This is a genomic window from Labrenzia sp. PHM005, from assembly GCF_006517275.1.
GTDB lineage: Bacteria > Pseudomonadota > Alphaproteobacteria > Rhizobiales > Stappiaceae > Roseibium.
The window spans coordinates 6097518-6117673 of sequence record NZ_CP041191.1 but is presented as its reverse complement, the minus strand read 5'-3'; the positions used below and the strand labels follow the sequence as shown (position 1 = coordinate 6117673).

The 20156-nt window shown below is 55.6% G+C and carries 21 protein-coding genes and 1 pseudogene; 8 read left to right on the top strand and 14 right to left on the bottom strand.

What is annotated here, in order from left to right:
- Genes FJ695_RS27710 through FJ695_RS27690 form a run of 5 tightly spaced genes read left to right on the top strand, consistent with a single transcriptional unit; the run spans position 1 to position 4574 of the window.
- Positions 1 to 1284: a nitrous oxide reductase family maturation protein NosD gene (locus tag FJ695_RS27710; RefSeq protein ID WP_141188457.1), complete on the top strand. Its 1284-nt coding sequence runs from the start codon at positions 1 to 3 to the stop codon at positions 1282 to 1284.
- Positions 1281 to 2201, top strand: coding sequence for an ABC transporter ATP-binding protein (locus tag FJ695_RS27705; RefSeq protein WP_141188456.1), 921 nt, complete (start codon positions 1281 to 1283; stop codon positions 2199 to 2201). Before FJ695_RS27710 ends, FJ695_RS27705 begins: the two co-directional genes overlap by 4 nt.
- Positions 2198 to 3028, top strand: coding sequence for an ABC transporter permease (locus tag FJ695_RS27700; protein ID WP_141188455.1), 831 nt, complete (start codon positions 2198 to 2200; stop codon positions 3026 to 3028). The genes FJ695_RS27705 and FJ695_RS27700 overlap by 4 nt, the downstream gene beginning before the upstream one ends.
- Positions 3025 to 3570 carry a nitrous oxide reductase accessory protein NosL gene (locus FJ695_RS27695; RefSeq protein WP_141188454.1) on the top strand — a complete coding sequence of 182 codons (546 nt, stop codon included), beginning with the start codon at positions 3025 to 3027 and terminating at the stop codon, positions 3568 to 3570. Before FJ695_RS27700 ends, FJ695_RS27695 begins: the two co-directional genes overlap by 4 nt.
- On the top strand, positions 3570 to 4574 hold the full coding sequence (locus FJ695_RS27690; protein ID WP_209010847.1) for an FAD:protein FMN transferase: 1005 nt from the start codon (positions 3570 to 3572) through the stop codon (positions 4572 to 4574). Before FJ695_RS27695 ends, FJ695_RS27690 begins: the two co-directional genes overlap by 1 nt.
- A 147-nt stretch (positions 4575 to 4721) precedes the next feature.
- Here FJ695_RS27690 and FJ695_RS27685 read toward each other — a convergent pair whose 3' ends face one another.
- The 14 genes and pseudogenes from FJ695_RS27685 to FJ695_RS27625 all read right to left on the bottom strand — a co-directional run bounded on the left by FJ695_RS27685 (position 4722) and on the right by FJ695_RS27625 (position 17136).
- Entirely contained in the window at positions 4722 to 4973 is a 252-nt protein-coding gene (locus FJ695_RS27685; RefSeq protein WP_141188453.1) for a hypothetical protein, read from the bottom strand.
- A gap of 94 nt (positions 4974 to 5067) precedes the next feature.
- Positions 5068 to 6036, bottom strand: coding sequence for a sirohydrochlorin chelatase (locus tag FJ695_RS27680; protein WP_141188452.1), 969 nt, complete (start codon positions 6034 to 6036; stop codon positions 5068 to 5070).
- Positions 5993 to 7525 carry a nitrite reductase gene (locus FJ695_RS27675; RefSeq protein WP_141188451.1) on the bottom strand — a complete coding sequence of 511 codons (1533 nt, stop codon included), beginning with the start codon at positions 7523 to 7525 and terminating at the stop codon, positions 5993 to 5995. The genes FJ695_RS27680 and FJ695_RS27675 overlap by 44 nt, the downstream gene beginning before the upstream one ends.
- Positions 7500 to 8720: a heme d1 biosynthesis radical SAM protein NirJ gene (gene nirJ, locus FJ695_RS27670; protein WP_141188450.1), complete on the bottom strand. Its 1221-nt coding sequence runs from the start codon at positions 8718 to 8720 to the stop codon at positions 7500 to 7502. The genes FJ695_RS27675 and nirJ overlap by 26 nt, the downstream gene beginning before the upstream one ends.
- A gap of 3 nt (positions 8721 to 8723) precedes the next feature.
- Positions 8724 to 9212 carry an Lrp/AsnC family transcriptional regulator gene (locus FJ695_RS27665; RefSeq protein ID WP_141188449.1) on the bottom strand — a complete coding sequence of 163 codons (489 nt, stop codon included), beginning with the start codon at positions 9210 to 9212 and terminating at the stop codon, positions 8724 to 8726.
- The gene (locus FJ695_RS27660; RefSeq protein WP_141188448.1) at positions 9209 to 9664 is read right to left on the bottom strand and encodes an Lrp/AsnC family transcriptional regulator; all 456 of its coding nucleotides are present in this window, start codon (positions 9662 to 9664) and stop codon (positions 9209 to 9211) included. Before FJ695_RS27660 ends, FJ695_RS27665 begins: the two co-directional genes overlap by 4 nt.
- A complete protein-coding gene (locus FJ695_RS27655) occupies positions 9661 to 10650 on the bottom strand; it encodes an AsnC family transcriptional regulator (protein ID WP_141188447.1) in 990 nt (329 codons plus the stop codon). The genes FJ695_RS27660 and FJ695_RS27655 overlap by 4 nt, the downstream gene beginning before the upstream one ends.
- Before the next feature lie 3 nt (positions 10651 to 10653).
- A complete protein-coding gene (locus tag FJ695_RS27650; protein ID WP_141188446.1) occupies positions 10654 to 11802 on the bottom strand; it encodes a cytochrome D1 domain-containing protein in 1149 nt (382 codons plus the stop codon).
- Positions 11799 to 12104, bottom strand: coding sequence for a cytochrome c (locus FJ695_RS27645; protein ID WP_141188445.1), 306 nt, complete (start codon positions 12102 to 12104; stop codon positions 11799 to 11801). The genes FJ695_RS27650 and FJ695_RS27645 overlap by 4 nt, the downstream gene beginning before the upstream one ends.
- The gene (gene cobA / locus FJ695_RS27640) at positions 12097 to 12888 is read right to left on the bottom strand and encodes a uroporphyrinogen-III C-methyltransferase (RefSeq protein WP_141188444.1); all 792 of its coding nucleotides are present in this window, start codon (positions 12886 to 12888) and stop codon (positions 12097 to 12099) included. Before cobA ends, FJ695_RS27645 begins: the two co-directional genes overlap by 8 nt.
- Positions 12889 to 13004: 116 nt before the next feature.
- Positions 13005 to 13421 (bottom strand): plastocyanin/azurin family copper-binding protein, encoded by a 417-nt coding sequence (locus FJ695_RS27635; RefSeq protein WP_141188443.1) that lies wholly within the window; start codon positions 13419 to 13421, stop codon positions 13005 to 13007.
- 64 nt (positions 13422 to 13485) lie between these two features.
- Complete coding sequence (locus FJ695_RS28375; RefSeq protein ID WP_371708998.1) at positions 13486 to 14619, bottom strand: ethylbenzene dehydrogenase-related protein; 1134 nt, start codon at positions 14617 to 14619, stop codon at positions 13486 to 13488.
- A 108-nt stretch (positions 14620 to 14727) separates the two neighbouring features.
- Positions 14728 to 15219: pseudogene (locus FJ695_RS28370) on the bottom strand (NapC/NirT family cytochrome c); the annotation flags it as partial.
- A 240-nt stretch (positions 15220 to 15459) separates the two neighbouring features.
- Entirely contained in the window at positions 15460 to 17136 is a 1677-nt protein-coding gene (locus FJ695_RS27625) for a cytochrome D1 domain-containing protein (protein ID WP_141188441.1), read from the bottom strand.
- Between the two features lie 355 nt (positions 17137 to 17491).
- On the opposite strand from FJ695_RS27625, the gene FJ695_RS27620 reads away from it, so the two are divergent.
- Genes FJ695_RS27620 through FJ695_RS27610 form a run of 3 tightly spaced genes read left to right on the top strand, consistent with a single transcriptional unit; the run spans position 17492 to position 20153 of the window.
- Positions 17492 to 17944 (top strand): cytochrome c, encoded by a 453-nt coding sequence (locus FJ695_RS27620; RefSeq protein ID WP_141188440.1) that lies wholly within the window; start codon positions 17492 to 17494, stop codon positions 17942 to 17944.
- Positions 17945 to 17967: 23 nt separating this feature from the next.
- Entirely contained in the window at positions 17968 to 19338 is a 1371-nt protein-coding gene (locus FJ695_RS27615) for a cbb3-type cytochrome c oxidase subunit I (RefSeq protein WP_141188439.1), read from the top strand.
- 5 nt (positions 19339 to 19343) lie between these two features.
- Positions 19344 to 20153, top strand: coding sequence for a CbbQ/NirQ/NorQ/GpvN family protein (locus FJ695_RS27610; RefSeq protein WP_209010846.1), 810 nt, complete (start codon positions 19344 to 19346; stop codon positions 20151 to 20153).
- The last annotated feature ends 3 nt before the right edge of the window (positions 20154 to 20156 follow it).

Sequence of the window (20156 nt, the reverse complement as noted above, 5' to 3'; positions counted from 1 at the left end):
ATGCATAGCGCTCTGCACATACTCTCCGGCGGGATAACCTTTCTCGCTGCGGTGCTTGCCGGGTTAAACCCGCTGGCCGCAGAAGAATGGAAAGTTTCTGCCGAGCAGGGCGCTTTGCAACAGGCCCTTACAAAAGCGCAAGCCGGGGACATCCTCCGGCTTGCAGCTGGCGATCACCAAGGTCCGATCACGATTGAAGTTCCGCTTCAACTGTTGGGGACTGATGGTGCCCGTGTCACAGGCACTGGTACCGGTAGTGTGATTACCGTCGATGCGCCGGATGTGACGGTTTCCAATCTGATCATCACCGGATCAGGTCTGTCTCACCAGACATTGGATGCCGGTGTCAAACTGACCAAGAAGGCTGACCGCGCGACCGTCCGGGACAACAAGATCCTGAACAATCTAACCGGTGTTGATGTTCATGGCCCGGATGATGCCGTGGTGTCCAACAACCTGATCGAAGGCCGTCAGGATCTACGCCCCAATGAACGTGGCAATGGCATCTATGTTTGGAACTCGCCGCATTTGTTGGCCGAGTTCAACACGATCCGCTTTGGCCGCGACGGTGTGTTCGTCAACACCAGCCACAAGGATACCTTCCGCAACAACCACTTCTCGCAATTGCGGTTTGCGGTTCACTACATGCATGGCAACAGTGGTGTCATCGAAGGCAATGTCTCCGAAGGAAATGATATCGGCTATGCCTTGATGTTTTCGGACAGACTTAAGGTTCGCGACAATGTCTCAAAAGGCGACAAGCATCACGGTTTGATGTTGAATTATGCCAACCGGGCGAAAATCGAAGGCAACCAAGTCTTCGGTGGCGGTGAGAAATGCCTGTTCATGTACAATGCGAACAAGAACAAAGTGACGGACAACCGCTTCGAAAGATGTCCGATTGGTGTTCATTTCACAGCGGGATCCGCAAGAAACAAGTTCCAAGGCAACGCGTTCATTCGCAACAAGACGCAGGTCAAATATGTCGGCAGCCGCTCCCTTGATTGGAGCACAGATGGCCGCGGCAATTTCTGGAGTGACCACGCGGCTTTCGATATGAATGGCGATGGCCTCGCCGATACCGCTTACCGTCCGAATGATATGGTCGACCAGGTGTTGTGGACCCAGCCGTCCGCCAAGATCCTGATCGGCAGTCCAGCTGTGCAGTTGCTGCGCTGGACGCAATCCCAATTTCCGGCCCTGCTGCCGGGTGGTATCGTAGACAATGCACCTTTGATGCATCCACCCGCCGGGTCCGTACCCAATTCCGGAGTTCAAGGATGACAAAGACGAGCTTAGAAGTTCAGAATGTCACCAAACGGTTTTCGAGCCACACTGCGGTCAACGATGTCTCCTTTTCGCTGGCCGCCGGCGAACGTGTTGCCCTTTTGGGCCATAATGGCGCCGGCAAGACAACGCTCTTCAAGATGGTCCTTGGTTTTTTGAACCGGGACGGTGGCGATATCTCCGTTCTGGAGTCACAACCTGGCAGCCAGGAGGCCCGGTCAAATACGGCTTATTTGCCGGAGTCTGTGGCGTTCCCCGCGGCCCTGACAGGTCGGGAAGTGCTTAGCTACTATGCACGGCTCAAAGGTGAAAAACCGAAGAATGTCATGCACCTGCTTGACCGGGTCGGTTTGGCAGACGCTGCCAAACGGCGGGTCGGCACTTATTCAAAGGGCATGCGTCAGCGCCTTGGCCTTGCACAAGCCTTGATTGGACATCCGAGACTGGTGCTGCTCGATGAGCCGACCACAGGTCTTGATCCGATATCCCGCCAGAATGTCTATGAACTGATTGGCGAAATTGCCGATCAGGGCGCAACCGTACTCTTGTCGTCACATGCCTTGACCGAATTGGAAGCCCGTACTGACCGGATCCTGATCCTGTCCAAAGGCAATTTGGTGGCCGACGACCAACTTTCGAACTTACGAGCTCAGGCTGGCCTGCCGATCAGGCTGAAAATCTGGACCCGGCCGGGTGCTGCAGAAGAGGTGGCGGACCAACTCGGAAACATCGACCGCAGCCGTATGAATGGCCGGTCGGTGGAACTCGACTGCGGCATGGATGAGAAGGTCAGGACACTGTCTGCGATCAGTGCACTTGGCCATCTCGTTGAAGATGTGGACGTTCATGCACCAAGTTTGGACGATGTCTACAAATACTTCTCGCAAGCGGCTCAAGAGGAGGCTCAGCAATGATCTCCAGAATTCTGACTATTGCTGCTCAAGAGGTCCGGATCGGGATCCGCAACCGTTGGATCCTGCTGGCAACAATTATCCTCGCGGCGTTTTCTCTCGCTTTAGCTTTGCTCGGCTCCGCTCCTGCCGGCACGCTCGGTGTGGACCGCCTGACGATCACTGTTGCCTCATTGGCCAGCCTGTCTGTTTACCTCGTGCCGCTTATTGCGCTGCTGCTGGCATTTGATGCTGTGTGCGGTGAAATCGAACGCGGCACGTTGTTAATGACCTTCTCCTGCCCGGTTTCCAGACCCGAATTCCTTATCGGCAAAGCGATTGGCCATTCCCTGGTTTTGACCTTCGCGCTTGTGGTCGGCTATGGAACCACTGCGGCCTTCCTGGTGTTGACCGGCTCAGGATCCACCAGTGGATTGATCGATTTCGCCCGTTTGATCGCAACATCGCTTATACTGGGTCAGTGTTTCGTCGCCATCGGCTATGTCTTGAGCTGCCTGACCCGGCAGGTTGGCACGGCAGCTGCGGCTGCCATTGCTGTGTGGCTGGTGTTTGTTGTCCTTTACGATCTGGCTCTTTTGGGGGCTCTGGTCGCCAATCCGGGCGGCGTCTTTGCGGCAAAGGTCTTTCCCTATGCGGTTTTGCTGAACCCGGCAGATGCGTTCCGGCTGTTCAATCTGGCCGCACTTGAAGCCAGCAGCCTTGTTGGCGGAATGGCCGGTGTTGCCGAAACCTTGCCGTTCGATCCAGCACTTGCCCTTGCCTCGCTCATCTTGTTTGCCTGCGCAGCCCTACTGGCCGCAACGGTTCTTATCCGGAGGATTACCCCATGATCCGCCTTGGTTTTGTTTTTCTGGCCGCCAGCCTCTTGGTGGGCTGTCAGGAAGAAATTGAAATTGCCAAACCGGCCGCAATCAAACTGACGCCGGAAGCAGCTGGCCATTATTGCCAGATGACAGTCCTGGAGCATGATGGCCCCAAAGCCCAGATCCATCTGGCGGGAAATCCGTTCCCGGTCTGGTTTACCCAGGTGCGGGATGCGGTTGCCTTCAAGCTGTCACCTGAAGAAACCGACGAGATTGCCGCGATTTATGTCAACGACATGGACAAGGCGGTCAGCTGGACCCAGCCAGGCAACGACAATTGGATTGATGCCGATGAAGCCTGGTTCGTAACCGGAAGTAATCAGGCTGGCGGGATGGGTGCCCCGGAAACCATTCCTTTTGGAACGGAAACGGGCGCCAGAGAATTTGCTGACAAAAACGGCGGTGATGTCGTCCGGTTAGCGGATATCTCCGAAGACTATGTTTTGGCACCGGTCGATGTGTCTTCCGCTCTGCAGCTGTTAAAACCCGGTTCGAACGGGGTGCATTAATGACTGGAATAGAAATGCCGGAAAGCAAACTAAGTCGGCGCCGTTTTTTGAAAATCAGTGCGGCAAGCGCTTCGGCCGTCGCTCTTTTCCCGGGGGCTGCAGCCGCTGCTCCTGCCATCCATCGATGGACAGGTATCGCTCTGGGGGCAGGCGCTGAAATCAATCTCGTGCATGATGATGCGCAGGAAGCAAGAAGCCTGTTTGGCGAGATCGAGTTGGAGATCGCCAGGCTGGAAAACATCTTCAGCCTTTATAAGTCCGAGAGTGAACTGTCCCGGTTGAACCGCCAAGGCCTACTGGACGGACCGTCCTTCGACTTGCTTCAGTTGTTGTCGCTTGCAAAACAGCTTCATGAGGCAACTGGCGGCGCTTTTGATCCGACCATTCAACCTCTCTGGGCCTATTATGCAGCTGGCGATTATGACAGCCGCTTGCACAAACAAGCGCTGAGCCAGACCGGGTTCTCCAAAGTTCAGATTGAAAGTGGGAAAATTCGCTTTTTGGCACCTGGAATGGCGTTGACCCTCAACGGGATTGCGCAAGGTTTCATCACCGACCGGGTGTCGGAGCTTTTGAAGTCGAAGGGCTTTACCAACGTTGCCGTCGATCTCGGAGAACTACGTTTGAACGGCATCGGTGAGTCTAACGCGGGTGAAATTCAAAAAGGCTGGCCGGTTACTCTCCGGCCAGATCCAAAACGGAAAGAGTTTGCCGAACAAACCACCGTGTCCGACATGGCTGTCGCCAGTTCCGCCCAGACTGGAACAACCTTCGATGAAGCCGGCAAGACCTCGCACATTCTGGACCCGAGAACGGGCGCGCCAGTTCGCACTGACTTAAGTGCTGTCAGCGTGATTTCCCGCTCTGCAGCAGTCGCTGACGGTTTGTCGACAGCCGCGTTGGTGCTTGGCGAAAAAGGACTGAAAGAAATCCTCGCACTTTATGTAGATACAACCGCATTTGCCGTTCGTCAGAACGGTGAAACTTTATGGTTAGATGGGTAAATCAGGTTCTGCGTAATTCTCGTTGAAGCCGAAAAAAGCCACCGCTAAAGCATCCTGCGTTCATCTGAACGCAGGATGCTCTACAACTTTAAAATCGATCAGCTTTTGGCTTTTCAAGTGCTTCCACCTGAACAGCCTCTGATCTAGTCAATCAGCTGGCGGCTTTCGTCCATCTGCTTCATCCATCAAGTTGCGCACCCATTTTGCAAACAACCAGGTCGCAGGTATTCCCAATGGTATACTAGCAACCAGTGCGACTTCCGGCGAGATTGCCGGCAGACCGATAGCAATGCCCATCAGGCCCAGCATGAAGAGATTGATGGCGACAGCGCCGGCGGCGAACGGATAAAGGACGACGGCAAGTTTCTTCACTGACCAGGGTTTTTCGGTAGCGGTCATGGTGGAAATGCCTCTTCAATCTTGGAACGTACCACGTTGCGCATGTTTCGCGCTTTGTTTCTAATTGTCGGCCTGCGGCCAAGTGCGAAGCCCGTTAGCTAGCTTTAAGCCGGTTTGTATGAGTGCCGGACGGAAAACTCCGAAAGCCCTGAAGCAGTTTCAATAATTTCGCCGCAGCCGACTGGGAACGTCCTTTTGATCCAGAAGGTCTGTGCGAAACTTTATTGGCTTCAATAGGGTCGGCCGGATCAGGGGCTGGCGTAGAGGCCGCTTCCGGCGGAACAAAACTCACAACCAGTCTTTCTTTGTTCATCGGGTCGAAGTTCAGGGCCTTCTGCTCCGCTGATTTCAAGCTGTGGGCAATGAGTTTGGGGACAAACGGCGCCTCGCCGACAGGCGGAAGCAGAACTCCACGGAATTTGCCTTTTTCCAGTTCCTCCGGAATATCATCCGTCAGGTGAGATCCGACTCCGGCCAGAAAAGGCAGCAAAAGGGTTCTTGCTGTGCTGAACCGAGCGACTTGAGAAAGAAAGGGCTCTTCCGCCAAAAAACCGGTCCGGACCTTTTGTTTGAACGTCATCAAGGTTTGCACACGCCGGGCAAAATAGTTGGCGCACTCGGCCGCGGCAGGACCGGTGACCGACCCGTGAGCGGCAATCATGACATCGCAGGAGTTCCACGACCAGTTCCGCCGCTTTGCCTCTGCTTTGAGATACTTGACCGTTTGATGCGGTAGGCCCGGCAGTACTCCAAGCGGAGACAGCTGATGCACTTCCCGGTCCCCAAGGCGTTTCGGCAGAGCGGTGTTAATGAACCAGCCATCTGCCATGAACATTGGAAATAGGAACGGTTTACCGGAAAAGGCATCCAGTTCTTGTTCGAGCGCACCCGGCGCAGCAAGGGTCGCCGACCGGATATGCCAGCCGGGAAGCAAGGCCTGTATTTTTTCAGCCTGCATTCGCAGCTGATCTTCCCCAGCTTGCGCATCCGAAGGCTGACCGTGCGAGACGATCAGCGCTTCAGTGGCTGGTGCCCTCTGAGAAGGTAATCTTGTTCCAGACATTATATTTTCCTGAAGGCTTCCGCATCGGTAGACGTTTCACCTCCTCAAGCGTTTCCGCATCGTAGACAATCACAGCACCGTCGTCCTCCCAAACGGAGACAAGGGCATGACTGCCGTCGCGGGTAAATTCGACATGGGCCACCGTTGCACCTTCTACAGGGCGGAGCGTCTTGATGATTTCAAGGCTCTGCTTGTCGATCACGTGCATGGCGTCCTTGTTGGGTCCGAAGAAGACATCAGCCCATACATAGGGCGAATTTTCGTGGCTGCGCATAAAAAAGCCAGGACCAAGCGTTTCGATGCGTTTCACAGTCTTCCAGGTTTTCATATCGATGACCGAAACAGTCCCATCTTTCAGATGAGGTGTCGCCATCACGGTGGTGTCACCGTATTTCCAAGTGATGCCGGACCCAAGATGCGGCATGCCGGGCAAATCCAAATCAGCCGTCTTCTGACCAATCACCAGATCGATCACCAGACCGCCTTCGCCGCTGCGCGACGCGCCCATGACGTATTCATAGGATTGGTCAAAGAAGAAGTCGTCCAAGTAATCCGGCGTCGTGATTTTCCGGATCGGGAAAGGTGAGGGATGTTTCACCGGGCCTTCCATACGCCAATCGTGAGCAAAGCCCATCTGCGGCGGATTGGGACCATAAAACACTTCCCAGATCTCCGGCACGTCCTTCAGAGCCAGTACGAAACTTTCGCGCGGCGGCGCTTGATAAACTGCAGAGACGCGGCTCGGTGTCCCATCCTTGCCTTTGACTTCGTGGACTTCCGCAACGCTGAGGTCTTTTGTCGACAGGATGGTCAGCGTGTTCGGCAGATAGTTGGCGACTGCCAGCCACTTGCCGTCATGGCTCATCGCAATGTTACGGCTGTTGAGGCCGGCTCGGACACGGCCAACTTCCTGAAGAGCGTAGAGATCGTATTTCTGTACCCAGCCGTCACGCGACATGATGAACACATACCGGCCCTTGGGATCGAACTTCGGACCGCCGTGCACGGCAAAAGGCGTCGGGAATCGGTCGAGCCGTTCGAACGTGTCGCCGTCTAAAACGCTGACGTGATGATCTCCAGTCTCAACGGCCAGAGTTATGTTCATCGGGTCGGAGGACCAAACCGGTTTTTCGACCGGTTTATAGTCTTCGTTTAAGTGGCGGCTGGCTTCAATTTGCTCTTCATCCCAAGGCGGAACTTCATCAAGCGGTGTTTTGATGTACTCAGCAAGCGCCTTGATTTCTTCGTCGCTGAGGCTGTCGGTGAAGGCCGGCATTTGTGATGCCACGCGGCCATCCCGGATGACTTTTTCAAGCTTCGGTCCGCGCATGCGTTTCAGCGTTTGCGGGATCAGAGCAGGGCCGAGCCCGCCCAGGCGATTGGCGCCGTGGCAGTCCTGACAGGCATCCTGGTAGATTTTTGCCGGCTCCGCCAGCGCCGTAGACGCACAAATGACTGCGGCGCTAAGTGAAGCGATGAACCGGATCATGGCTCTTTCCTTTGAAAGGAGTAACGGTCAGACGCTCATGCAGGCTGTCCTCAAGACCGATTTCCTGGTCACTCAAATAACAGGCTGGATCCTCCGCCCAAGGATCGCCGGTCAGCTGCAAGGCGCGGATGCGGGTGTTGCCACCGCAGACATCCTTGAACGCACAGGCCCCACAGCGGCCTTTCAATGGACGTGGACGGGTGCGCAGCTGCGCCAGCATTGGATCGCTGCCGGTCCAAAGTTCAGAGAACGGCGTGTCTTTGACGCTACCGATTGTGTAATCGGACCAATAGGTGTCGGGGTGGACATTGCCCTGGGTGTCGATATTGGCCACTCCAAGGCCCGAGGAATTGCCGCCCCAGACGACCAGGTGCGTGCGCACATGTTCGGCTGTGTCGTCGCCGAACTCACGGCGGACCCAATTCAAGAAATAGACGGCATCGGCATCGTTGTTGCCGGTCACGATGTCCAGCGGACGGCTCCCATTGACGCCGGCCCAGGCACGGTCGATCAGAAGATCCATGCCCTTGCGGGAGCGTTCATGCACGGCATCTTCGCCACGGTGTTTGTCGCCGCGGCCTGCATAGACCAGATGGGACAGGTAGAACTTGTCGACACCCTCGTCGTCGCAAAGGTTTAGCAGATCCGGTAAATGAGTGTGATTGCCTTCAGTGATGGTGAAGCGAAGGCCGACCTTGATACCGCGGGCCTTGCACTCGCGGACGCCTTTGACAGCATCGCGGTAGGCACCTTCGACGCCGCGGAACCAGTCGTTGGTCGCGCCGATGCCGTCAATGGAAATGCCGACATAATCGAAGCCAACGTCGGCCACCCGGTCGGCCATCTCGCCGTGCAGTTTGGTGCCGTTGGTGGACAGCGCAAGCATACGGACCATCGGACGGGCCTTCACCGCAATCTCAAAGAGATCCTTGCGGTCGATCGGTTCTCCGCCGGATAGGATCAGAGCCGGGATTTTGAACTGTCCCAGATCATCCAGGGTTTCCATTGCCTGTTCGTGGGTCAGTTCACCTGGAAAATCGACATCGGCAGAGACGGTATAACAATGACGGCAGCGCAAGTTACAGCGGCGCGTCAGGTTCCAGATCACGACGGGTTTGACAGGGCCAGTGCTTTTGCGGACGCGAACCGGCGTCGGGGCCACGATCTGGTGCATATACTCTGACAGGCGAAACATGTTTTAGCTTTCCTTCCTGCGCAGCCGCATACCGGTCTTTTTCAATATCCGGGTGGAAAAGAGCACGTCCCGTGCTTTCACGGCGTCTCCAAGCAAGTCTGCGACTTGCTCGCGTTTGGCCATGACCTCGTCGCGGCTGTCTCCATGCACCATTGCAAAGAGATTGTAGGGCCAGTCCGGCAAGGCGCGCGGGCGGCGGTAACAATGGGTGACAAAGGGCAGAGAGCCGACTTTCTCGCCGAGTGAGTCCACAACTGCATCGTCAACGTCCCAAACAGTCATGCCATTGGCTGTCATGCCCAGACGGTAATGGTTTGGAGCTGCACCGATCCGGCGGACGATGCCTTGCTCCTTGAGCTGCCGGAAGCGTTCAATTAGGTCGTCTTCCGCCATGCCCAACGTATCGGCAACCACCTTGAAAGGGTTTGGGACCAGCGGTAAACCGGCCTGGGTTGCTTCAACAATTGCTCTGTCTTTCGGATCCAATTTCATGCTTTCACTCGAAACCCGATGAAGAATTCCTGTTCCTTGGGAAACAGGAGAACCTTGAGACCGGTATCGCGCTCAATGGCTTTTGCGGTTTGTTCGATGCCAGCCTGATTTTCAGTCGCCAGCACGAACCACATGTTCAGTTTGTGGTCCCGCTGATAGTTATGCGCGACCTCTTCGAAAGCATTGACTTTCGTTAAGACCTCTTCGAAGCGCTCTTCTGGGACGGCAATTGCGCACAGGCAAAAGGCGCCTCCTAAAGCTTCGGCATCAAAAAATGGACCGAAACGCGTAAGAACGCCCGCATCGCGGAGATGAAGCAGGCGGTCGACAACATCCTTTTCCTCGATACCAAGTTGGCGCGCGGCCTGTTCAAAGGGATGGGACGTCAGCGGCAGGTCTTCCTGCATCAAGTTGATAAGGTCGCGGTCTTGCTGGGTCAGTTCATGGGTCATGCTGCAGCTCCCCGCCGGCTGATGAGGGCACCGGTTTGTTTGAAGCAGCGGCTCGAGAAGAGAACCTTGCAGTCGATGCCGGCCAGCTCCGGCAGATGTTTCGCAGCTTCGAGAACTTCAAGCGCGTCGTTGCGGCTTTGCGCATGGATCATGCAGTAAAGCCGGTAAGGCCAGACACCTGGAACAGGTCTGCGCTCATAACACAGTGTCACACCTGGCAGATTGCACAGGGCCGGTCCGGCGGCATCGATCCGCTCGGAGGAGATATCCCAGACCACCATGGCGTTGGAACTCCAGCCAAGCGCTCTGTGGCGGACAATGACACCAAGGCGCGAGATGATTCCGCCGTCCACCAAGTCCGACACTCGGTCAAGAACATGGGACTCGGGAACGCCTAACTCATCAGCAATGTGTTTGTAGGGACGGGAGACAATCGGCATGCCTTTGGTAAGCGCCTGCAGAAGGTGATCGTCGTCCCCCTGCAGGCGCTCTATCAAGACCGGCCGGGGCACTGGTGGCCGGTCCATTCCGCCGTTGAGTTTGAACCCGAGGTCGACATTGAATGGCCGTACAAGGCGCAAATCCAGCACGTCCAGTCCCGTTTGCGACTGAATATCTTGCAAGCTGGCGTCGACAAATTCCCTGTCCGGGCCTGTTGCAACGAACCAGAGGTTCCAGTCGTTTTCGCGCAGATAAGAGTGGTTTACGCCCGGCTGACTGCCGACGATTGCAGCAACCTCTTCTATTGCCTCTGGCGGCGCTGCAAGTGCAGCGAGTGTGCTTGCGGATACTGTGTTCGGCGCACAAGTCGCCCCAACCCGGGTTATCCGGCCAGTTGCATGCAGGTTTTCCAGCCGCCCAAGGACGGTTTGTTCGCTACAATCCAGCTCCTCCGCGATCTGCAGGAACGGCTGTTGTGTTACAGGAAAGTCGCGCTGCCAGTCGTTTAAGAGCCGGCGGTCAAGGGGATCTCCAATCCGGTCCATGGTTTACAAACCCGTCTTGTGAGCGCGGGAGGTAAAGAAAATCCCGGAAGGGCTTTCAGCGTCGATTTCACCGAGTTTTTCGAAGGTCTGCGTGTCGTAGATCATGACCTTTCCAGCATCACGAACCGACACCCAAACTTCATGTCCACGTGGTGTGAATTCCATATGAAGCACCGCTTTGCCCGGTTTGAACTCGTGAACGACTTCCTTGCTCACGGTATCGACCACTTGAATGGTGTCATTTAAAGGATGAGCAAAGTTCACCCAGACCTGCCGGCCATCGGGCCGTGACATGGCAAACACCGGCTGGCCATAAGTGTCTGTCCGCCCTGTCTCTTCCAGATTTTCACCGTCGACCCAAAGAATTTGATGGTGGCCGACCGCTGGTAAGACAAACTCCCGTCCGGCTCGTGCCCAGCCTTCCAGATGCGGCATCTTATAGACCGGCAAATCCTTTTGCCCGCGGCCGTAGTTGGGCAAGACGCGGATCGGTTCGGGTGTCTGGTCCCACAAATCAATGGCCGTCAGGCCGTCTTCGCCAAACAGACCGGTGATATAGAGGCGACCGTCGCCGGTGATGAGCGCGTCATAAGGGTTGACGCCAATATCGGTGATCTTGGTGATTTTTGGCTCACCGCCAGACATATCGGCAATCCAGGTTTCGCCTTCATCCCACAAGGTGAAGACAAATCGGCGTCCCGGCGCGTCGACGAGGCCAATGGTTTTGGAATCGGTCGGCAGGTCCGCGACCATTTCGAGCGTGTCGGCATCAAAAATCCGGACACCGCCCGGTTCGTAATTGGACACCGCGACCAGTTTGCCATCGTCGGAAATCGCCCCGCCAATTGCATTGCCGGATTGCACGACCCGGTTGACGATTTTCTTTTCGGTGATGTCGATCTTGGTCAGGCCGCCATCGCGGCCGAACACATAGGCAAACCGTTGATCGGGTGAATAGACAAGGCTCGCGTGCGAGAGATCCCCAAGTCCGGTGATTTGCCCAATCGATGATCTTTCCGATTGATCAACAAGAAGAAGAGAGCCGGTTGCCCGCTCCACCACCAGCCCCAAATCGCCTGTTGCAACAATCGTGTCGGAGTGAGCTGAGGTTCCAAGCATCAGGGCCAGAAGCGCGCCTGAAATCCATTTCATTTCAACTCTCCTTGCAACAAATATTCGGCGATGCGCTTGGCATCACCCTCGCTGATCAACGGCCGCCAGGGCGGCATGGCGGTTCCAGGGATTCCGTCAAGAACCACTGTCGCGAGCGTTTCAGCGTCATAGTGAGAAAGCGTATCCGGCCGGATATCGGGTCCGAGACCGCCCTTTAGAGTAAGCCCATGGCATGACCCGCAATCCTGATGGACGAGGTTTTTAAGTTCGTCAGAGGAGACGAACTCTTCAGCTTGGACGGCCGAAATCATAAACAGGCCAGCGGCCAATATCCTAAGCATTGGCCCGCTGCCTTGCCGGTATTGCCTCCACCATTTCAAGGGTTTCAGCGGCCGACGGCCATTCGGCGCTTAGCGTGACGACCTTGCCGATGACGAACAAAACCGGCGCTTTGAGACCAGCTTCGCGGGCGTCGATGGCAATATCGCCAAGCCGGGAGAAATGCCGGGTTTCACGCGGTGTGGTGGCCTGCGCAATGGCCATAACAGGCGTCTGATCGCTCAAACCTTCAGCCATCAAGCGCAGGGCGATCTGTCCGATATTGGCGACCCCCATATAGACCACCAACGTTGTCTCTTCACTTGCCAGGCTTTTCCAGTCGAGATCAAGCGACCCGTTGGCTTGCCGGTGGCCGGTGACATAGCGGACACCGGTCGCCAATCCTCGGTGTGTCAGAGGAACGCCGCTGGAGGCAGCTGCACCCTGAGCAGCGGTGATCCCCGGTGCGTATTCCACCGGAACTCCGTGTTCAACCAAGACAGCAGCCTCTTCCGACCCGCGGCCGAAAATCAAGGGATCGCCACCTTTCAAGCGGGCAACTGTTTTGCCGGCCGTTGCCAGTTCAACGAGGATTTCGTTGATCCGTTCTTGCGGCACAGGATGATTATCCGGGGATTTGCCGACAGACACCATCTCGGCATTGCTCGGTGCGAGTGCCAGAATCTCCGGTGAGACCAGCCGGTCATAAACCACCACATCGGCTGTGCCGATCATGCGGGTGGCTTTCACTGTCAGCAGTTCAGGGTCGCCGGGACCAGCTCCAATGAGATAGACTTTACCAGTCATTCGGGACCTCGTTTTTCCTGAAATCTTCGGGACTATAATCGCCCGTTTAACGAGGAACCGGATTGACTATCGTCAAGCTCAAGTCATTTTTTGCCAAGCCGCAATGTTTCGTTAATTCAATCGGTTACTGTAACCATGCCAATCATTTCCTGAGTCTCCCAATGTGGGCCACACAGATACTGCTGGCTTCCTGCGGAAAGGAACGTGAACTCAAAAGCTTCCTCAGGGAAGAGCCGGTCTGATTCCGGTTCGCCCGCTTCTTTCAAGTGAACGCTGTGACTGGTTCTCTTGTCCACATTCACCCAGCGGACGGTCGTGCCGACCGGAACCGTGAGCTTTTCAGGACAAAACCGGTATTTATACATCGTTACGACGGTTACACCGTCTGCCGCTGACGAGGGTTGACCAAAAATGTCGACGTAACGCTCTTCGGCTTTGGCGCAAAGCTCAGCCGCTTCATCAGCGACTGACACTGCCGGAACACTCAAGACTGCCAATAGGGCGAGGGGAAGTTGGCGAATTCCTGGAAACATTTGATTTCTCCCACGCAAATAGAAAATGGGCGGCCAGATAATCTGGCCGCCCATCACTGGTATATTATTGTTTTGCGACGTTAATCTGTGCGCTGTCGTCATCCAATGCGAGGCTGGTGTTCAGCGTCACATGGTGGAAACGGGCGGACGAGAAATCGTCGTGAATGGCAAAGCCGACTGTATAGGTCTTGCCAGCTTCGAGCGGTACATCTCCCGGAGCATCCGAGGCCAGAGGCCGCGAGAAGACGACGGTCCACATGCCGCCTGCTAGATTGGCCTCGGCTGCAATTTCACCGTCGTTTTTCACCCGGCGGTCGAGCAGGTAGCCGTTGGTTGCCGAACCGTCCGCATAGACACGGAGCAGATCGAGGTAGGTGCCATCGTCGAACAGGGCTGCAACCTCATCAGCAGGCTTCAGCTTGTCCCAGCCACCTTGCGCTTTGCCGCGGCGGCCTTTGATTTCCACCTTGGTCCGGCTCTCGGTCAGATACTTTGTAATCGTATCCTTGGCTTCCAGCTGGGCTGCCACATCGGCATTGCCGGAAATGGCGTCGGCGCCCGGGTCAAACGGCATGTAGGTGTTGTCCGCATGACACGATGCCCAGCAGCCTGCTTGATCGCCATATTCGATCCCGTCGCCGGTGATCATCATGGCAACCTTGATCTGGTTGTCCGGATCCATTTTGCCGCCATCGACGAACGGGGCCGGGTTGTGTCCAGCATCGGGCCATTGCAGACGGACATAGAGATTTTCATCATCATGTGCCGCTTGAACGGTCGCATCGATCGTGCCGCGCTTGCCAGGGATCGGGGTCGGTTCCAATTCGCCACCAGCGACGAGTTTGTTGCCGATGGTTTCCAGCTCCTTGGCGTGGCATGTGGTGCAAGCATCACCGCCCTTGGTGAACGGGCGTGCGCCGCCATGGGTCTTGCCGTTTTGCACCCACTCAAAGGACGCTTGGCCTGGGTAGAACAGGGTCATGTCACTGACAGGAACCGCGTTCCAGTCGACATTCGCAGCGACGTTTCCGCCGCCTGAACCGCCAGCATCCGATGCTCCAGAAGCACTATCTTGTGCAGCTGTGGCCTCGGCAACGGCTGACTCGACTGCAGCTGCAATTTGAGCCTGAACAGCTTCGCGCTGGGCTTTCTGAGCAGCTTTGGCGGCTGCAGCTTCTTCAGCTTCCTTGGCTTCGATCCGCGCAAGGCTATCCAGATACTCTTGCGGAATTTCCCGAACGAACTTTGGGTTCGGCGCTTCGAGTTTTTCTAAGTAAGCCTCATCAGCACGGTCCCGGGCGTCGGAGTGTGCGATCCCCTTGTGGCAGTCGATACATGTCTGGCCATTGGTCATGGCGTTCATGTGCTGCTGCCGGGCGCGTGGTTTTTGGAACTCCGGCATCATCGATTCGAAGTCGTGACAGTTCCGGCATTCAACGGAATCGGTCGCTTTCATGCGTTCCCACTCGTTCTTTGCCAGATATAGCCGCTTGTTTTCGAATTTCTCGCGGGTGTTGATAGTGCCGACCATCTTGCCCCAGAGTTCCCTGGACGCCTTGATCTTCCGGATTACTTTGTGGGTCCAGTCTTTTGGAACGTGGCAATCCGAACAGACCGCGCCGACACCGGAGCGGTTCACGTCATGAATGGTGCCTTTGTATTCTTCATAGACGAAGTCGCGCATCTCGTGACAGGAGATGCAGAATTGTTTGGTGTTGGTGGCTTCCATTGCGGTGTTGAAACCGCCCCAGAAAACAATGCCGGCCACAAAAGCAGCTGCAACGCCCCCGATGGGCATTCCCCAAAGAAGGTAGCGCCGCCAGATCGGCTTTTTTTGTTGACCTTGACTGCTCTCGCTCATGTCCAGGCTCCGTTTTGAGTGTCTTTTCGGGCCTGTTTTCAAGGCCGCCGAAAATCGGAATGCAGGACGCTGGGAAAGATCGGTAAGTTCCGGCTGGCAGTGCCAATAAAGCCCCGGCATCGCTTGCAAAAAAGGAGGGCGGGCGATTGCCCGCCCTCCTATGTGAGCTAAGTCGTTTTATGTGACGTGGTTCGAACGGTTGTAGACGTTGAACTTGCCGGTCGGAGCATAGAGGCCCTTGACCCGTGCTTTTTCTTCCAGAGTTTCGGCGTCATAGATGACCATTTCGCCGTTTGGCTCTTTCGAAGTTGCGCGGTTCCATTTGGAGACCCAAACTTCCGAACCATCCTGGTTGAATTCGAAGTGAACGGCGACGTTCCCTTCTTCTTCCGTGATCTGGATAGTTTTCACAATCTCGCCGGTCTCTTTCGAGATGACTTGAACAGATTGCTGAACTTCCGGCTCCGGATGTTTCGTCTGGTCAGCCCAGATGTACTTGGAGTTCGGGTGTGTCCGGATGAACAGGCCTGCGCCGTCGGTTTCGACTTCGTAGCAGGTTTTCCATGCTTTATCGGGGTGACCTTCAGGATCGTTGCCCCAAACCGTCACGGTACCTTCACCAAGGTGGGTGGTACCGGCAACCGGTCCGCAGTTCGGATCATTCCAGTTGGCGCCAGGTCCCGGGTGCGGCAGTGGAGCTGTGTCGATCATGGCTTCAAGTTTGTGGGTTTTGGTGTCCACAACGACCATTTTGTTCGACGCGTTCGCCGCAATCTGGAAGTACCGGCCTGTTGGATCAAAGAAACCGTCGTGCAGGAACTTAGCAGAATTGATCTTGTCGATCCGGAGGTTATCCAGGTCGGTGTAATCAACTTGCCACAGCTGACCGAGTTCTTTAACCGCTACGATCCAGGTGGGCTCGTTCGGTGTGGTGTAGATAGCTGCCACGCGGCTTTCTTCTACATAGTCACCGTCGACGTTGACGCCGCGGGTCGAGACAACCTTGACCGGCTCCATTGTGTGCGCATCAACGATGGCAAAGTGTGGAGGCCAATAGGCACCGCCGATGACGTATTTGCCATCGCCAGACACGGCAACGTCACGAGCGTCATAACCGATAGAGACCTCGGAAACCAACATCTTGTCTGGCGTCTGCCAGAGATCGATCTTGGTCATCTTGCCATCACGGCCCATTGTGTACCAGAAGCGGCCCGGATTTTCCGGTTCGTCCAGCTTGTGATGCTCAGACGCTTTCAGCACGTGCACGGCGTAGCCGGTCGGGATGTGAGCAAGGACTTCCTTGGTGTCGCCATCGATGACAGCAACCTTACCTACGTCACGCTCGATTACGACGAAGAAGTTTTCCCAGTTCCGGCCGTGCAGAGGCTTGGTCGGGTAGTCCTTGGGTTCGACATAGACCTTGCGGGTTTCTTTCATCTGCGCAAGGGACATTTCAGGCGGCTTCGGCGGCTCCATCATGATGTAGGTCGCCATGTCCTTGATTTCTTGCTCGGTCATGATGTCCGAGAAGTTGTTCATGCCGCCTTCGGTACCCCAGGAGATGATTTTCTCAAGACGTTCCTGGCCAAGCTTCAAGGTACCGGTTTCTGTGACAGTGCCATCAGCATTCTTTTTCTTCACAATTGGTTCGAGGCTTTTGCCTGTAGCGCCTTTGCGAAGAACACCGTGACAACCGGCGCATCTTTCAAAATAGAGCTGCTTGGAACTTTCGAAGGCCTCCTCGCTCAAGGTGGGGCCTTCAGCTAAAGCGGGCGTTGCCACGCCGCCCAGCATCAGAGCAAAGCTGGCGGCTAACGCGCGGCCGGCCCGCTTATAATTTCTTGGATGTGACATATTCATCTCCAAATCCAGGTGAGGCAGGTGCAAGTTGCGTCGGACTGGAGAGTCGTTCCTTGACTTTTGCTAAGAGTGCCGGTGGTCAGAGGCTAAAGATGGCAAAAATGTGCACAGAACTTGGGAACTGCAGACAATAGACCGGCCCCGGAATGGCAAGTTTCTGCGGCTGGTGGCGGCTCATCTGTGAATAGTAAGGAATATTACGTCTAAGCCATTGGAAAAAAATGGCGGAAACAATTCGCGAAATTCACGATTCGCAATCCAGCCGAAACCAAACTTGACTTTGGTTAAGGAAAAAAGGCGCCGCGCTGCCACTCTTTCGCCACTATCAACACGGGGAAAGGAGCGCGTAATGCGCGAAGTCATGACTAAAAGCATGGCCCGAAATATATTCTATGGCGGGTCACTGTTCTTCATCCTCATCTTCCTAGGGCTGTCGGTGCACAGCCACTTCTACATCACCGGGACGTCTACCGACCACGCGGGTATCACCGAAAGTGTCGCTTCAGGTAAGCACGTGTGGGAAAAACACGCTTGCATCAACTGTCATACGATCCTCGGCGAGGGGGGCTACTACGCTCCGGAAGTCGGCAATGTGATGACCCGCTGGGGCGTCCTGGACGACCCGGAAGGGGCTTTCGAAACGCTCAAAGCCTGGATGGAAGCTATGCCGACCGGCATCGAAGGCCGCCGGCAGATGCCGAATTTCAATCTCACCGATAAGGAAATCCGCGACTTGGCGAACTTCCTGATCTGGACCGACAAGATCGACGCCCAGGACTGGCCGCCGAACGACGCCGGCTGATTGGAACGCAAAAGGAACTTAAGATGAAATACGAATCTCAGAAAGTTGCCCTGGCGTATTTCGCCGTCGCTATGGGCCTCTTTGCCATCCAGGTGATCGGCGGTTTGCTGGCGGGCTTTGTCTATGTCCAGCCCAACTTCCTTTCGGAGTTGCTGCCTTTCAACATCATCCGGATGTTGCACACCAACAGCCTGATCGTCTGGCTTCTGCTCGGCTTCTTTGGCGCCGCCTATTTCCTCGTACCGGAAGAAGCGGAGCGGGAGCTGCATTCGCCAAAGTTGGCCTACCTACAGTTACTGATTCTGGTGGTCGGCACACTGGGTGTGGTTGTCACCTACGTCTTCAACCTGTTTGAAGGCAACTTCCTGCTCGGCAAAGAAGGCCGTGAATTCATCGAGCAGCCCAAATGGGTCAAGGTCGGTATCGTGGTTGCTGCATTGATGTTCTTGTACAACATCACCATGACCGTGCTGAAAGGCAAGAAGACAGCCATTTCCAACATCCTGCTGCTCGGTCTGTGGGGGCTGGCGCTGCTGTTCCTCTTCGCCTTCTACAACCCTTCAAACCTGGCGCTTGATAAGCAGTACTGGTGGTACATTGTCCATCTTTGGGTTGAAGGCGTTTGGGAACTGATCATGGCCTCGATCCTTGCTTACCTGATGCTGAAGCTGACGGGTGTTGACCGCGAGATCGTTGAAAAATGGCTCTACGTCATCGTTGCCGCAGCTCTGTTCTCCGGTATCCTTGGAACGGGTCACCACTACTATTGGATCGGTACTCCGGCTTACTGGCAGTGGATAGGATCTATCTTCTCATCCTTGGAAGTCATTCCGTTCTTCGCAATGATGGCCTTTGCCTTCGTAATGGTCTGGAAAGGCCGCCGGGATCATCCGAACAAGGCTGCACTTCTGTGGTCGCTCGGCTGTGCCACACTTGCCTTCTTCGGTGCTGGCGTCTGGGGCTTCCTGCACACTCTGCATGGCGTGAACTACTACACCCACGGCACGCAGATCACAGCGGCCCACGGTCACCTGGCCTTCTTCGGTGCTTATGTATCGCTGAACCTGGCGATCATCTCCTACGCAATGCCTATCTTGCGCGGTCGTGATCCGTACAACCAAGTTCTGAACATGGCATCCTTCTGGTTGATGACCGGTGGTATGACCTTCATGACCTTCGTCCTGACATTTGCCGGTACAATCCAAACACACCTGCAACGGGTCAACGGCGACTACTTCATGGACGTTCAGGATCAGCTGGCACTGTTCTACTGGATGCGCTTCGGCTCCGGTATCGCGGTTGTCATCGGAGCGTTGCTCTTCATCTACGCGGTTGCAGTTCCGCGGAAAGAAATCATCGAGCGTGGCGACACTGCCGCAGCTCCTGCGGAGTAATTCCAATGGAAGGAAGTGTATCCTTGGCAAAGGGGGCGGCATCTGCCCCCTTCTATCTGCCGCAAGGCGATGAGTGCACGGTTTTTGAAGCCGCTCACGCCAACGGTTTGCCGGTCCTTTTGAAAGGCCCGACTGGCTGCGGTAAGACCCGCTTTGTGGCACACATGGCCGCTAAACTCGGCCGCAAACTTTATACCGTCGCTTGTCATGATGACTTGTCGGCAGCCGACCTGATCGGCAGATATCTTCTAAAGGGCGGTGAAACCGTCTGGGTTGATGGTCCGTTGACCCGCGCAGTTCGCGAAGGGGCGATCTGTTACCTTGATGAGGTGGTGGAAGCGCGCAAGGATGTGACCGTCGTGCTCCATCCGCTGACCGACGACCGGCGCACATTGCCGATCGACCGGACCAGCGAAGAACTGGTGGCCGCGCCCGGCTTCATGCTGGTCGCCTCCTATAACCCTGGCTACCAAAACATTCTCAAGACGCTGAAACCCTCAACACGTCAGCGTTTTGTTTCAATGGAATTCGATTTCCCGGCAGCTGATCTTGAAGCAGAGGTTGTTGCAGAGGAAAGCGGGTTGGACGTAGCGCGGGTAAAATCCCTGGTCCGTCTTGCCAACAAACTCAGGGCGCTCAAAGGGCAGGATCTCGAGGAGGGGGTTTCCACCCGCCTTGTCGTCTATGCCGCAACTTTGATTGCCCAAGGTATGCCAGTTGAACGAGCCATTCTGGCGGCCATGATTGAGCCTCTCACAGATGATGAGGACGTGAAACGCGGGCTCCTAGATCTTGTCACGGCCGTGTTTGGGTGAGGC

What these genes read in the sequence shown, in the direction of transcription:
- FJ695_RS27710 (WP_141188457.1), top strand. Translation starts at nt 1, where the DNA reads ATGCATAGCGCTCTGCACATACTCTCCGGCGGGATAACCTTTCTCGCT.
- FJ695_RS27705 (WP_141188456.1), top strand. Translation starts at nt 1,281, where the DNA reads ATGACAAAGACGAGCTTAGAAGTTCAGAATGTCACCAAACGGTTTTCG.
- FJ695_RS27700 (WP_141188455.1), top strand. Translation starts at nt 2,198, where the DNA reads ATGATCTCCAGAATTCTGACTATTGCTGCTCAAGAGGTCCGGATCGGG.
- FJ695_RS27695 (WP_141188454.1), top strand. Translation starts at nt 3,025, where the DNA reads ATGATCCGCCTTGGTTTTGTTTTTCTGGCCGCCAGCCTCTTGGTGGGC.
- FJ695_RS27690 (WP_209010847.1), top strand. Translation starts at nt 3,570, where the DNA reads ATGACTGGAATAGAAATGCCGGAAAGCAAACTAAGTCGGCGCCGTTTT.
- FJ695_RS27685 (WP_141188453.1), bottom strand. Translation starts at nt 4,973, where the DNA reads ATGACCGCTACCGAAAAACCCTGGTCAGTGAAGAAACTTGCCGTCGTC.
- FJ695_RS27680 (WP_141188452.1), bottom strand. Translation starts at nt 6,036, where the DNA reads ATGTCTGGAACAAGATTACCTTCTCAGAGGGCACCAGCCACTGAAGCG.
- FJ695_RS27675 (WP_141188451.1), bottom strand. Translation starts at nt 7,525, where the DNA reads ATGATCCGGTTCATCGCTTCACTTAGCGCCGCAGTCATTTGTGCGTCT.
- nirJ (WP_141188450.1), bottom strand. Translation starts at nt 8,720, where the DNA reads ATGTTTCGCCTGTCAGAGTATATGCACCAGATCGTGGCCCCGACGCCG.
- FJ695_RS27665 (WP_141188449.1), bottom strand. Translation starts at nt 9,212, where the DNA reads ATGAAATTGGATCCGAAAGACAGAGCAATTGTTGAAGCAACCCAGGCC.
- FJ695_RS27660 (WP_141188448.1), bottom strand. Translation starts at nt 9,664, where the DNA reads ATGACCCATGAACTGACCCAGCAAGACCGCGACCTTATCAACTTGATG.
- FJ695_RS27655 (WP_141188447.1), bottom strand. Translation starts at nt 10,650, where the DNA reads ATGGACCGGATTGGAGATCCCCTTGACCGCCGGCTCTTAAACGACTGG.
- FJ695_RS27650 (WP_141188446.1), bottom strand. Translation starts at nt 11,802, where the DNA reads ATGAAATGGATTTCAGGCGCGCTTCTGGCCCTGATGCTTGGAACCTCA.
- FJ695_RS27645 (WP_141188445.1), bottom strand. Translation starts at nt 12,104, where the DNA reads ATGCTTAGGATATTGGCCGCTGGCCTGTTTATGATTTCGGCCGTCCAA.
- cobA (WP_141188444.1), bottom strand. Translation starts at nt 12,888, where the DNA reads ATGACTGGTAAAGTCTATCTCATTGGAGCTGGTCCCGGCGACCCTGAA.
- FJ695_RS27635 (WP_141188443.1), bottom strand. Translation starts at nt 13,421, where the DNA reads ATGTTTCCAGGAATTCGCCAACTTCCCCTCGCCCTATTGGCAGTCTTG.
- FJ695_RS27625 (WP_141188441.1), bottom strand. Translation starts at nt 17,136, where the DNA reads ATGTCACATCCAAGAAATTATAAGCGGGCCGGCCGCGCGTTAGCCGCC.
- FJ695_RS27620 (WP_141188440.1), top strand. Translation starts at nt 17,492, where the DNA reads ATGCGCGAAGTCATGACTAAAAGCATGGCCCGAAATATATTCTATGGC.
- FJ695_RS27615 (WP_141188439.1), top strand. Translation starts at nt 17,968, where the DNA reads ATGAAATACGAATCTCAGAAAGTTGCCCTGGCGTATTTCGCCGTCGCT.
- FJ695_RS27610 (WP_209010846.1), top strand. Translation starts at nt 19,344, where the DNA reads ATGGAAGGAAGTGTATCCTTGGCAAAGGGGGCGGCATCTGCCCCCTTC.